At 44.3% G+C, this 12,255-nt stretch carries 16 protein-coding genes and 1 other annotated feature; of the genes, 5 read left to right on the top strand and 11 right to left on the bottom strand.

The genetic code is table 11. From position 1 onward, the window contains the following. The 3 genes from tyrS to AC075J_RS09925 all read right to left on the bottom strand — a co-directional run. On the bottom strand, positions 1-1,155 hold a 1,155-nt coding region (tyrS, locus tag AC075J_RS09935), incomplete at its 3' end, for a tyrosine--tRNA ligase (RefSeq protein ID WP_476390283.1). 47 nt (positions 1,156-1,202) lie between these two features. After that, positions 1,203-1,494 (bottom strand) — a binding site (T-box leader). A 97-nt stretch (positions 1,495-1,591) separates the two neighbouring features. Further along, the gene (locus AC075J_RS09930; protein ID WP_476390282.1) at positions 1,592-2,125 is read right to left on the bottom strand and encodes a cell wall hydrolase; all 534 of its coding nucleotides are present in this window, start codon (positions 2,123-2,125) and stop codon (positions 1,592-1,594) included. A gap of 23 nt (positions 2,126-2,148) precedes the next feature. Beyond that, positions 2,149-2,967 carry an N-acetylmuramoyl-L-alanine amidase family protein gene (locus tag AC075J_RS09925; protein ID WP_476390281.1) on the bottom strand — a complete coding sequence of 273 codons (819 nt, stop codon included), beginning with the start codon at positions 2,965-2,967 and terminating at the stop codon, positions 2,149-2,151. A 267-nt stretch (positions 2,968-3,234) separates the two neighbouring features. On the opposite strand from AC075J_RS09925, the gene AC075J_RS09920 reads away from it, so the two are divergent. After that, positions 3,235-3,555, top strand: coding sequence for a hypothetical protein (locus AC075J_RS09920; protein ID WP_022381125.1), 321 nt, complete (start codon positions 3,235-3,237; stop codon positions 3,553-3,555). A 99-nt stretch (positions 3,556-3,654) separates the two neighbouring features. Here AC075J_RS09920 and AC075J_RS09915 read toward each other — a convergent pair whose 3' ends face one another. After that, complete coding sequence (locus AC075J_RS09915; RefSeq protein ID WP_476390280.1) at positions 3,655-3,816, bottom strand: hypothetical protein; 162 nt, start codon at positions 3,814-3,816, stop codon at positions 3,655-3,657. Between the two features lie 179 nt (positions 3,817-3,995). Between AC075J_RS09915 and AC075J_RS09910 the strand changes: the two genes are divergently transcribed. Both AC075J_RS09910 and AC075J_RS09905 read left to right on the top strand, forming a co-directional pair. Further along, positions 3,996-4,361 carry a hypothetical protein gene (locus AC075J_RS09910; RefSeq protein ID WP_022381123.1) on the top strand — a complete coding sequence of 122 codons (366 nt, stop codon included), beginning with the start codon at positions 3,996-3,998 and terminating at the stop codon, positions 4,359-4,361. Beyond that, positions 4,354-4,626 (top strand): hypothetical protein, encoded by a 273-nt coding sequence (locus tag AC075J_RS09905; RefSeq protein ID WP_055059419.1) that lies wholly within the window; start codon positions 4,354-4,356, stop codon positions 4,624-4,626. The genes AC075J_RS09910 and AC075J_RS09905 overlap by 8 nt, the downstream gene beginning before the upstream one ends. A 155-nt stretch (positions 4,627-4,781) precedes the next feature. On the opposite strand, the gene AC075J_RS09900 is transcribed toward AC075J_RS09905, so the two are convergent. The 7 genes from AC075J_RS09900 to AC075J_RS09870 form a co-directional block, all read right to left on the bottom strand. Beyond that, complete coding sequence (locus AC075J_RS09900; RefSeq protein ID WP_022381121.1) at positions 4,782-5,306, bottom strand: CinA family protein; 525 nt, start codon at positions 5,304-5,306, stop codon at positions 4,782-4,784. Positions 5,307-5,321: 15 nt separating this feature from the next. Further along, a complete protein-coding gene (gene pgsA / locus AC075J_RS09895; protein ID WP_022381120.1) occupies positions 5,322-5,861 on the bottom strand; it encodes a CDP-diacylglycerol--glycerol-3-phosphate 3-phosphatidyltransferase in 540 nt (179 codons plus the stop codon). Continuing rightward, positions 5,845-7,182 (bottom strand): 30S ribosomal protein S12 methylthiotransferase RimO, encoded by a 1,338-nt coding sequence (gene rimO, locus AC075J_RS09890; RefSeq protein WP_008704530.1) that lies wholly within the window; start codon positions 7,180-7,182, stop codon positions 5,845-5,847. The genes pgsA and rimO overlap by 17 nt, the downstream gene beginning before the upstream one ends. 88 nt (positions 7,183-7,270) lie before the next feature. After that, a complete protein-coding gene (rpoZ, locus tag AC075J_RS09885; RefSeq protein WP_287649532.1) occupies positions 7,271-7,636 on the bottom strand; it encodes a DNA-directed RNA polymerase subunit omega in 366 nt (121 codons plus the stop codon). A gap of 42 nt (positions 7,637-7,678) precedes the next feature. After that, positions 7,679-8,302 carry a guanylate kinase gene (gmk, locus tag AC075J_RS09880; RefSeq protein WP_055150107.1) on the bottom strand — a complete coding sequence of 208 codons (624 nt, stop codon included), beginning with the start codon at positions 8,300-8,302 and terminating at the stop codon, positions 7,679-7,681. Beyond that, the gene (locus AC075J_RS09875) at positions 8,295-8,567 is read right to left on the bottom strand and encodes a DUF370 domain-containing protein (RefSeq protein ID WP_008704535.1); all 273 of its coding nucleotides are present in this window, start codon (positions 8,565-8,567) and stop codon (positions 8,295-8,297) included. Before AC075J_RS09875 ends, gmk begins: the two co-directional genes overlap by 8 nt. Positions 8,568-8,578: 11 nt before the next feature. After that, the gene (locus AC075J_RS09870; protein ID WP_008704536.1) at positions 8,579-9,460 is read right to left on the bottom strand and encodes a YicC/YloC family endoribonuclease; all 882 of its coding nucleotides are present in this window, start codon (positions 9,458-9,460) and stop codon (positions 8,579-8,581) included. Positions 9,461-10,044: 584 nt separating this feature from the next. On the opposite strand from AC075J_RS09870, the gene AC075J_RS09865 reads away from it, so the two are divergent. Together AC075J_RS09865 and AC075J_RS09860 are read left to right on the top strand one after the other, a co-directional pair. Next, complete coding sequence (locus AC075J_RS09865; protein WP_118633064.1) at positions 10,045-11,790, top strand: Rqc2 family fibronectin-binding protein; 1,746 nt, start codon at positions 10,045-10,047, stop codon at positions 11,788-11,790. A 144-nt stretch (positions 11,791-11,934) separates the two neighbouring features. After that, the coding region (locus AC075J_RS09860) for an ATP-binding cassette domain-containing protein (protein WP_476390279.1) at positions 11,935-12,255 on the top strand (321 nt) is incomplete at its 3' end.

Genomic DNA, 12,255 nt, shown 5'->3' with positions numbered 1-12,255 from the left:
GGCAACTGTGTATTTCACATCTGTGATCTTCTCACCGTCAATAGAAACACCGCCCTGTTCAATGGCGCGACGTCCCTCGGAACGTGTTGGAACCATTCCTGCTTTTACAAGCATGGAGATCAGGTCGATTGTTCCTTCTTCTGAGAAGTCTTCGTCTGCAAGCTCAGTTGTCGGCATGTGTGCTGTATCAGCGCCACCTGCAAAAAGTGCTCTTGCGCCTTCCTGCGCTTTCTTTGCTTCCTCTTCGCCATGAACCAGATTTGTCAGCTCGTATGCAAGGATTTCTTTTGCTTTATTCAACTGGCTTCCTTCCCATTTCGCCATCTCATCGATTTCTTCTAACGGAAGGAAGGTAAGGAGACGCATACATTTGATAACATCTGCATCATCCACGTTTCTCCAGTACTGATAGAAATCGAAAGGAGAAGTCTTCTCCGGGTCAAGCCATACAGCACCGGACTGTGTTTTACCCATCTTCTTACCTTCGGAGTTCAGAAGAAGTGTGATCGTCATGGCGTAAGCGTCTTTTCCAAGTTTACGGCGGATCAGCTCTGTACCGCCAAGCATATTTGCCCACTGGTCATCACCGCCGAACTGCATGGTGCAGCCGTATTTCTGATACAGCATGTAGAAGTCGTAGCTCTGCATGATCATATAGTTGAACTCAAGGAATGTAAGTCCACGTTCCATACGCTGTTTGTAGCACTCGTGAGAGAGCATACGGTTTACAGAGAAATGTGGTCCAACATCACGAAGTACTTCTACATAATTTAAATTCATCAGCCAGTCTGCATTGTTTACCATTAATGCCTTGCCGTCTGAGAAGTCGATGAAACGCTCCATCTGTTTCTTGAAGCAGTCGATGTTGTGCTGAATGGTCTCCACTGTCATCATCTGACGCATATCAGATCTTCCGGACGGGTCACCGATCATACCTGTTCCGCCGCCTAATAATGCGATTGGTTTATTTCCCGCCATCTGCAGACGTTTCATCAGGCAAAGCGCCATGAAATGTCCTACGTGAAGGCTGTCTGCGGTAGGGTCAAAGCCAATGTAAAATGTGGCTTTTCCATTATTTACCATTTCTTTGATCTCTTCTTCGTCTGTTACCTGGGCAATCAGACCACGGGCTTTCAGCTCGTCCCAAACTGTCATTGTTTGTTTCCTCCTCGTAATAAAATAAAACAACCCGGTTCCTGTCCCTTTAGGACGAGAACCGGGTCCCGCGATACCACCTAAATTCGCAGAAAACTCGCATTCTCTGCCTCAATAAGTAACAAACCATGCCATTGTTATGATAAACAACGGTTCTCTCTGTTACTTAAGCATGTTAACGGATGCCACTCCGCTGCAGTCTACTTACCTTACAATATCTCTGAGGTGTTCGGTGCAGAGCTCCGGGAGGTATTCACATAAGTTCCCCACGCGCCTCTCACCTGCCGGCAGCTCTCTGTCTGTTTTCCCTATGTTACTCTTTCCCATCTGTGCTTTTTTATATCATATATCTGCAAGTATACAAATACAAAATTTATTTGTCAAGGAATTTATAACAATCCTCTTCATATTTCACCAACTTAAAGCATTAATGTACTCACCCTGAAATCCAGTCCACAAAGAATACATGTCCTTTGTACTGTTCATATTCCAGCTTGCTGAAATTAAGGTTCTGTGCCTTAAATGCTGCCGGAGTCATAAAGAATTTGTAATTGAAATCCTTTGTCTTAAATCCCGGGAGTGTTCTCTTTGTGCCATGATTCACATAGTTACTGAACACTTCCATGGCTGCCTTTGCTGCCGCATAGGCATTGGTCCTGTCCTCAAACTGGCCTTTCAGTCTTTTAAGAAGTGCTCCGTCTGTGACAACCGCATACTGGGTAGGTTTTCCCTGATATACCACATAACGGATCTGTGACGGAAATTCTTTATACTGGTCAATGGTACAGTTTAATACGCAAAGCGCAACTGCCTCCATTCCCACGACTCCCTGATCTCCTGCTTCTGCATCACACACTGCTGCCAGAAGATCCAGAATCCCACACCTTTCCGTCTGCAATTCCCGGATGTTCCAGGAACTCTTCTTCCATATAGTAGTATTTATTATTCTTCGCATCAAAGACCTTGACATATTTGCCCTCTACTGTGTAATCATTATCGGAAGTCTTTGTTGCAGCCACCGTCAGAATCAAACCTGTATGTAGTTCCGTCAATGGAAGCGATGGTATTTGCCAGCATCACTCCTGATGTATCAAAATAATATTTCTTTCCATCAAGCTTAAGCCAGCCTGTCTTCGCCTTACCATCTGAAGGGTTGAAATAATATTTCTTACTTCCTACGGTTCCGAAACCTTTCTGATAACGGACACCGGTTGATTTTGAAAAATAGTAATAGTCTGAGTCAATTTTCTCCAGACCTGTATACATTATTCCATTTGACGGCTTAAAGTATCTGTAATTTCCGGCACTGCTCTTCACCCAGCCTGTACACATACGTCCATTGGCCTGACTGAAATAGCGTTTCTGTTCTTTTTTGTTCTCCACCCAGCCTTTGGCCATAACGCCGGAACCGCTGTAAAAATAATATTTATATTCATCTGTATCTGTGAGCCAACCTCTTGTCATCAGGCCTGTTGTCTCATCAAAATGGCGGGTATTTCCATTGGAATCAGTGATAAATCCTGTCACCATATATCCGGCTCCGCTGGTAAAGTATCGGATCGCCTGTCCGCTGGAGTCTTTTACCCAGCCTTTTACCTGAACTCCTGTTTTCTTATCAAAGTAATATTTCTTACCCTTAAGTTCCAGCCAGCCTTTCTGTTTGGAACCGTCTTTGTTTATGTAATAGGTTTTCCCTTTCTGAGTGACAAATCCTGTTTTTGTTGCCGCGGATACACTAAAACAGCCCATTACAAAAACGGTCATCACAAAAAGGAGCAGATACTTTAACAATAGTTTCCCATGTTTCTTCATTCTTATTCTCCGTTTCCTCTCTTTTTATACGTATTGTTTTACGTTTTAATTGGGTTATTGTTGCATTTCTTTCTCAATCATTACAGATTTGTTACGTGGTATATTATATCGGATTCATATATTATTGTCAACTTGTGAAAAGCAACAATTCGCATCGAACTTAAGGTTATTGGTTACTGTGAACATAATGAACAATGATGAAACTGTAACACTTTTTGCGGTTCCACATATGATAGGATTGTAAAGAAAAAAAACGGAGGATTTAATATGAGCGACTTAGCTGCTACAAATTGCGGATGTGAGGACAGAGGAGGATGCGGATGTGGCTGCGCTAATAACAGCGGATGCGGATGCGACAATGGCTGCGGATGTAATAACGGATGTGGATGTAACAGTGGATGGGGACTTTCAGGCGGAAATAATTCCTGCTGTAATATCCTCTGGATCATCATCCTTCTGTGCCTGTGCGGAAACAATAACTGCGGATGCAGCAATGGCTGCGGCGGATGTGGCAACGGTGACAACTGCTGGATTATTATCGTGCTGCTTCTGTTATGCGGAAACAATGGCTGTGGATGTGGCTGCTGACAATCATTTTCTGTTGGCAGGGGGAGCTTTCCCTCTGCCTCTTTATATTTTACAGGATTATAACTTCGTCCTTATTATTCATGCTGCCTGATATTATCCTTATCTTTCATATTCCGGGAATTGATCCTGTCTGTTTTCTTTTTCCGGGTGCACTGTCTGAGCACATTGTTTTTTCTTTTTCACACACTCCAGATCTATCTCATAAAAAGCATTTCCATTTATAATAAGCATTTCTTTCTTTTCTTCTGACTCTGATCCCATATCTGATTCTCCATTTTTTTGCAACTGCAAACGCATGATACCTGCAGCAATTCCATAAAATTTGAGGCAGCGTGCAGTAAAGCAGTCTCACAGTTACTTAAATTCTACTTTATTATATGTCAGAATCCTTCTCCCCGTCATATTCTGTTAATAAAAAACATAAAATGGAAGCAGATATTATGAATGAAGAGCAGATTTCCCAGACTTTGTTGGATCAGATGGTCAGTTCTGACCGCGGACAGATGATAAAAGCCGCCATTCCTTATCTTCCGCCAAAAGGACAGCAGATTTTCTCAGTCTATGAAAAAGCGGTTGAATTTATCAATACGGTTTCTGTTTTCAGCAAAAGAAGTTCCGGCAGCGATCTGTGTGCCATGAGCATGCCGCCCCAGAATCCGGTGGATATCATCAATGATATCCGCAGCTTCTGTTATGGTCCCAGCAGGGATAAATTAGATCAGATGGTAAATATGATGGCTATGGTTCAGATGCTGCAGCTCATGAACCAGCCTGCAGATGGTGAGAAGGAGGATTCCCATGAATGATGACTGGCGCAACAACCCGAAGCTTGCAGGTATGGATCGTTCCAAGCTTGATATGCTTCAGAATCTGGCTTCCCAGGGAAGTTCAAAGGGTGCAAATGAGATGCTGCCTTTCCTGATGAACGCAGCTGCTCAGGGAAAAAAAGGTGGTCTGAAATTTAATGCTGATGAAATTTCTGCGATCATTGAAGTGCTGAAGATGGGAAAATCTCCCGCAGAGGCACAAAAACTTGATAAAGTGGTGAACCTTATGAAAATGATGCGGTGACCAAGTCCCCACTCACTGCTTATTGCTTTTCGCAGACTCCGCAGAAAACTTACCTGATTCGGTTAATATGAATTGCTATGATAACAAAAAGAGTACATTTCATCAACTTTCCGAAATGTACTCTTATGTTCAGTAATGTAACTTGTCACCAATTATTATCTGTCATATTTTCGCAGCCTGTCGCAGATAAATGTCAGTGCCTGGTCAACTGCCTGGTCTCTGATACTTTTTCTGTCGCCCTCAAAGTGAAATTCCCTCACAGTTGTCTTTCCTGCACAGTAACATCCCATAAATACGGTTCCCACCGGTGTTTCCTCTGTTCCACCGCCCGGACCTGCAAGTCCTGTCACAGAGAGACAGACATCGGTTTTGGCTGCTTTCGCACCGCCTTTTGCCATCTGTCCGGCACATTTGGCTGAGACAGCACCTTCTTTCTTCAGTGTACTCTTCTTTACTCCAAGACATTTTCTTTTGGCGCGGTTTGTATATGTGACATAACCACACATAAATACCTCCGAAGCTCCCGGTACATTTACGATGTCCGCTGCTACCGCACCGCCTGTACAGGACTCGGCAAGAGACAGTGTCATTTTCTTTTTTTTCAGGAGTCCTACAACTGTTTCTTCTAATGCTGTTTCCTCTAATGCTGATTCTTCTGATGCTTCCTTTTCTGAAGCCATATTAAAGCCTTCTTTCTAATCCTGCATGGACAGAACACTTCTGTTCTGCCAGATATATGTGATCAGGGAAATAACGGTAAGTGCCAGAGAAAGCCAGATAAATATCTGTTCCAGAATATCAAACACTCCGCCCAGATCGATCAGCAGTAAAATGATCATGATCATCTGGGAAACCGTCTTGAATTTGCCCCAGTAGTTTGCCGCGATCACAATACCGTTCTCGGCTGCGATCAGACGGAATCCACTGATAATAAATTCTCTTCCTATAATAATGATAACAAACCATGCCGGAAGTTTTTCCAGTTCAATAAAGCAGATCATTGCAGAACACACAAGAAGCTTGTCTGCAAGAGGATCCATGAATTTTCCAAAGTTTGTCACCAGATTGTATTTTCTGGCAAGCTTTCCGTCAAACCAGTCGGTCACACTTGCAACAACAAAAATAGCAAGTGCTATATAGCGGTTTGCCTCACCGCCCAGGTCTGTAAGCATAAACAGTACAAGAAACGGAACCAGGATCATTCTGGCTACTGTAAGTTTATTCGGTGTATTCATCTGCCAACTCTCCTATCAAATCATATTCCAGTGCACCGGTCACACGTACCTTTGCAAAATCTCCCGTCATCAGGAGTTCTCCTGTCTGCACAAAAATATAACCGTCGACCTTTGGTGCATCTCCGTAAGTTCTGCCAATGTATGCGCTCTCATCTGCAACTTTTCCCTCGATCATCACGAGAAGTTCCTGTCCGATACGGTCAGTTCCCTTATCATAGGAAATCTCCTGCTGAAGCTCCATGATCTCGTCACGTCTGGCCTCTTTGACTTCTTCCGCAACCTGATCAGGCATCGTTGCTGCAGGTGTATCTTCTTCCGGTGAGTAAGTAAATACTCCCAGACGGTCAAATTCCATCTCATCCACAAAGCTCATCAGCTCTTCGTGGTCTTCCTGTGTTTCCCCGGGGAATCCGGAGATCAGAGTGGTACGGAGCACGATGTCAGGAATCTCCCGGCGAAGCTTATTTACAATCTCCACCAGCTCTGCCTGTGTTGTCCTTCTTCCCATTCTCTTTAAGATACGGTCACTTGCATGCTGAATCGGAAGATCCAGATAATGGCAGATCTTCTTCTCCTCTTTCATGGTCTGGATCAGTTCATCGTAAATTTCCTCCGGATAGCAGTAAAGCACGCGGATCCAGCGGATTCCTTTGATCTTGCATAACTCTTTCAGGAGGATATGAAGAGATTTCTTTCCATATATGTCAGTTCCATATACGGTTGTCTCCTGTGCGACAAGGATCAGCTCCTTTACGCCTTCCTCTGCCATCTCCTTTGCCTGTGTTACCAGACGTTCCATCGGAACGCTTCGGAATTTACCGCGAAGTTTCGGGATGATACAGTAGGTGCAGTGTTTATCACAGCCTTCTGCTATCTTGAGGTATCCGAAATGTCCGCCTGTTGTGAGAACACGTTTGCCAAGCTTTTCCGGAAGGTAATCAATATCTTTAAATTCCTGGAAATGTTTTCCTTCCATTGCTTCACGGATTGCCTTAAGGATGTCTCCGTAGGAAGTTGTGCCAAGTACTGCATCTACTTCCGGTACTTCCTCAATGATCTCATTCTTATAACGCTGTGCCATACATCCTGTGACAACCAGGACTTTACAGCTCCCGGTTTTCTTGTATTCTGCCATCTCAAGGATGGTGTTGACGCTCTCTTCCTTTGCGTCATTGATGAAGCAGCAGGTGTTCACCACAATGGCCTCTGCTTCAGTTTCATCATCTACGATCTCGAACCCGTTACCTGTAAGAAGTCCGAGCATTTCTTCGGAATCTACAAGGTTCTTGTCACAGCCTAATGATACGAATAATAATTTCATAAATTCTCCTATAAGAATGTGCCTGAAAATATACCTCTGTAATTCTCAGACACATCCTTTTGTTTATCTATTGTGTTACCATCAGTTCTTACTCTTCGGTTGTTTCCTCAGATACTGTTTCTGCAGTTGTTTCCTCTGCTGTTTCAGCAGTTTCTGCAGCCTGTGCTGATTCTTCTGTCTGTGCCTCAGCTGTCTGTGCTGTTCCTTCTTCATCCTCTTCTTCCGGAGCAAGGATTTTTACTTTTCCTTTGTAGAGCTCGTCGATCGCAACTGAGAGAGGTTTCTTACCTGCCGCACCCTCTACCATTGGTTTGGAACCTGCGATAATCTGGCGTGCACGTTTACTTGCAGCAAGTACAAGGGAATAACGGCTGTTAAGAGACATTGTTGTATCGTCGTCCTCACTGTTTGTATTGATTGCTTCGATTAATTCTGTATAAGACGGATGTATCATGTATTTTCTCCTTTCTTTTAAGCGGTCTGGGCCGCATGTTTATCATTTCTGAAATGCTTTTGTCTGTTTCTGGATATCCGCGATAAATTCTGCATTTCTGGATACTCTGGAATGTTCACTCACAATAATCTGATGAAGATGGTCTACGCATTCCTCTACAGTATCGTTGACAAGAATATAGTCATATTGTCCCATACCTTCTGCCTCTTCACCGGCTCTTGCAAGTCTGTCTGCGATCACCTGTGCGGTTTCTGTTCCTCTGCCTGTGAGACGGCGTTCCAGTTCCTCCACAGTCGGCGGAGTTACAAACACCAGAAGTGCTTCCGGTATTTTCTCTTTGATCTTCATTGCGCCCTGGATTTCGATCTCAAGGATTACATTTCTGCCTGCCTGAAGCTGCTCTTCGACATAAGAGCGTGGGGTACCGTAATAATTTTCCACATACCGGGCATATTCAAGCAATGCATCCTCTTCGATCAGTTTCTCAAATTCATCCCTTGTACGGAAGAAATATTCTCTGCCGTCCTCTTCACCGGGACGGGGTTTTCTGGTTGTTGCGGAGACAGATAATGCATAACCATCATATTTCTCCATGAGGCGTTTCATTACTGTGCCTTTTCCTGCACCGGAAAATCCGGAAACCACTACTAAAATTCCTTTATTCATGGGTCTCTCCCTTATCCTCGTTTTCATATATTTCTGCAAATCTCCGGGCAATGGTCTCAGGCTGAAGTGCGCTGAGCACCAGATAATCGTCGCTTGTGACGATCACTGCTTTTGTCTTTCGCCCCTGAGTTGCATCAATCAGTGACCGGGTTCCCTTTATGCTCTGCACCATTCGTTTTACAGGTGCCGCATCCGGGCTTACCACTGCCACGATTTTCTGTGAATTGACTACATTTCCAAAACCGATATTAATAAGTCTTGCCACGTTTTCTTCCTCTATTCTACGTTCTGGATCTGTTCTCTGACTTTCTCGATCTCTGTTTTCAGATCAATGGCAATGTTGGAGATCTCCAGATCACTTGATTTGGATAAAATCGTGTTTGCTTCTCTGTTCATTTCCTGTGCCATGAAGTCCAGTTTGCGTCCGATGCCTTCTTTCTCTGTTGTAAGCATCTTTTTCATGTTCCTGATGTGGCTGTGAAGGCGGACGGTTTCCTCATCATTGCAGATTTTGTCTGAAAACAGGATGACTTCTGCTGCGATGCGGTTGTCGTCTATCTGTGTGTCTTCCAGCAGCTCGGAAACTTTTGCTTCCAGTTTGGTCCTGTAGGCATTGACTACTTCCGGAGAGCGGGCTTCTACACGTAATACTTTTTCTTCAAGGCTGTCCAGTTTTCCAATAAGGTCTTTCTCAAGATTTCTGCCTTCCAGTATTCTTGTCTGGACAAATTTCTCACATGCCTCGCGAAGGGGCGGTTCCAGAGATTCCCAGAGTGCTTCCTCATCAACAGACTGTTCTTCCATGACAAGTACCTCCGGATAGCGTGACAGGGTGCTGACTTTGATATCGTAGTCAAGGTCAAAGTCCTGCTGCATCTGTTTAAGACAGGTGATGTATTCGGATGCGAGTTCTCTGTTGTATTTGAGAGCTCCGTTGTCCAGGGTGTAGTCTTCGTATGTGATGTATACATCAACTTTGCCTCTCTGGATGTAGGTTTTCATCAGGTTTCTGACTGCGCCTTCCAGGAAGTTGAGTTTTCTGGGCATTTTGATGCTGAGGTCCAGGTATCTGTGGTTGACAGATTTTAGTTCGATTGTTATTTTTCTTTCTTTGGTCACGACTTCTGCCCGGCCGAAACCTGTCATGCTTTTTATCATAGTTTTTCTCTCTTTGTCTGTCTATTAGTGTCGGGGTATGTGTGCCTGTTCTGGTTTACATACAGATTTATTATAGTTCATTATAGAATGGGAGTCAAACATTTTTTCGTTGATGGCGGTAGGAAATGTGTGGTATACTAGCAGAAGGGACGCCGTAGGTGGGACGCAGGAGAAAATAAATAGTTCCGGGCGCGGTTTCGGGGTTTAGTCAACTCTAAGGCTTCGGAAATCTGCTAAAGGCATGAAAAAAAAGCAAAACTCGCTTCGCTCAGACAGGTTGCTGTTTTTTTTCATAACGCAGATTCCCGAAGCCTAAGAGTTACTACAACCCCTGCAAATGCGCCCGGAACTATTTATTTTCTCCTGCTGGTAGCTGGCTGTTGGAGGTATATGGTATATCCTTTAAATTGAACGGCTTTCAGAAAAGCTTATTATAGTTTGTTTGTCAGAAAGGGCTTCGCCTTTCTGACGTAGGTGATGTTTAGATTTTATGTATTACCTGTCAATTATAAAATTGTTATCAGTCATATTGGGGACTGAGATTTTGATTATTGTGAGTATTATTTAAAAAGGAGTGTTTTTATATGGCTTTTGATGGGATTACGATTGCGGCTATGGTGAGGGAGCTGCATTTGAATTTGGATGGAGGACGGTTTAATAAGATTGCTCAGCCGGAGGCGGATGAGCTTTTGATTACGGGGAAGGGGGCGAATGGGCAGTGCAGGCTGCTGCTTTCGGCCAGTGCTTCTCTTCCGCTGATTTATTTTACTTCCAAGAATAAGCCCAGCCCTATGACTGCGCCTAATTTCTGTATGCTGCTGCGTAAGCATATTGGAAGTGCGAGGGTTTCGGATATCAGGCAGCCGGGGATGGAGCGTGTGGTGATGTTTGAGCTGGAGCATCTGAATGAGCTGGGGGATCCCTGTAAGAAGGTTCTTATCATGGAGCTGATGGGTAAGCACAGTAATATTATTTTCTGTGATGATAAGGGGATGATCCTGGATAGTATCAAGCATGTTTCTTCTCATATGAGTTCTGTGCGTGAGGTGCTTCCGGGAAGGGAGTATTTTATTCCGAAGACGCAGGATAAGCTGGATCCGCTGACTGTGAGTGAGGAGGAGTTCTGTGATGTTGTGTGCAGGAAGCCATGTAATGTTTCCAGGGCTGTTTACTCTTCTCTTACCGGAATCAGTCCGGTTGTTGCGGAGGAGATCTGTTTCAGGGCTTCGATCGACGGGAGTGATGCAGCGCAGTCTCTGGATGAGGCGGCGAGGGTGCATTTGTATCATACGTTCCGCAGGCTGATGGATCAGGTTGTGGAGGGGGATTTTTCTCCGAATATTGTTTACCGGGGGGAAGAACCTGTGGAGTATGGTGTGTTTGCGTTCCAGCAGTATGGACCGGAGTATCATTCTGTGGAGTTTGAGAGTGTTTCACAGATGCTGGAGACTTATTATGCGACAAAGAATACGCTGACGCGTATCCATCAGAAGTCTTCGGATTTGAGAAGGATCGTGCAGACTGCGCTGGAGCGTAACCGTAAGAAGTTGAGTCTGCAGGAGAAGCAGATGAAGGATACTGCGAAGAAAGAGAAGTATAAGGTTTACGGGGAGCTGATCAATACTTACGGGTATGGGCTGGAGGATGGATGTAAGTCGTTTAAGGCTCTGAATTATTATACCAATGAGGAGATTACCATTCCTCTTGATCCTACTATGACTCCGGCGGAGAATTCCAAGAAATATTTTGACAAGTATGGAAAGCTGAAGCGTACGGAGGAGGCTCTGACTGAGCAGATTGCAGATACGAGAAGTGAGATTGAGCATCTGGAGTCTGTTTCCAATGCTCTGGATATTGCTCTGGCTGAGAGTGATCTGGCACAGATCAAGGAAGAGCTGATGGAGTATGGGTATATTAAGAAGCATTATGACCGCAGGAAGGGGCAGAAGGCGCAGAGTAAGTCTAAGCCGTTCCATTATGTGACTGAGGATGGGTATGATATTTATGTGGGAAAAAATAATTTCCAGAATGATGAGCTTACCTTTAAGTTTGCCACAGGGAATGACTGGTGGTTTCATGCCAAGAAGATGGCCGGTTCGCATGTGGTCGTGAAGTCTAAGGACGGAGAACTGCCGGATCATATCTTTGAGATTGCGGGACAGCTTGCCGCTTATTATTCCAAAGGACGTACTGCCCCTAAGGTGGAGATTGATTATATCCAGAAGAAGCAGGTGAAAAAGCCTGCAGGGGCGAAGCCCGGATTTGTGGTTTATTATACAAATTATTCGCTGATGGCTGAGCCGTCATTAAAAGGAGTCAGGGAAGTCTGATCATACTGTTGTATAGTTACAAATATTAAAAGAATTGCGGGAGCTGCTTTGCAGCGGAGTAAGTAATTCGTGGATGTCAGGTCAGGGGTGAAATACCTTTTGACCCTGACATTATATAACAATAATTAAGGAGAATTTCTTTTTATGAGTATTTTGAATGTAGAACATCTGACACATGGTTTCGGAGACAGGGCGATTTTTAATGATGTGTCTTTCCGCCTGTTAAAGGGCGAGCATATTGGACTGGTTGGTGCCAACGGGGAAGGTAAATCTACTTTCTTTAATATTGTAACCGGAAAGCTGATGCCGGATGAGGGTAAGATTGAATGGGCAAAGAACGTACGTGTCGGCTATCTGGACCAGCATTCTGTCCTTTCTCAGGGCATGTCCATCCGTGACGTGTTGAAATCTGCGTTCTCTTATCTCTTTGAGATGGAGGAAAGGATGAATGAAATCTGTGACTCT

The organism is Blautia sp. ZXY-1-C6 (assembly GCF_056339875.1).
This window is presented reverse-complemented; position numbering and strand designations above follow the sequence as displayed.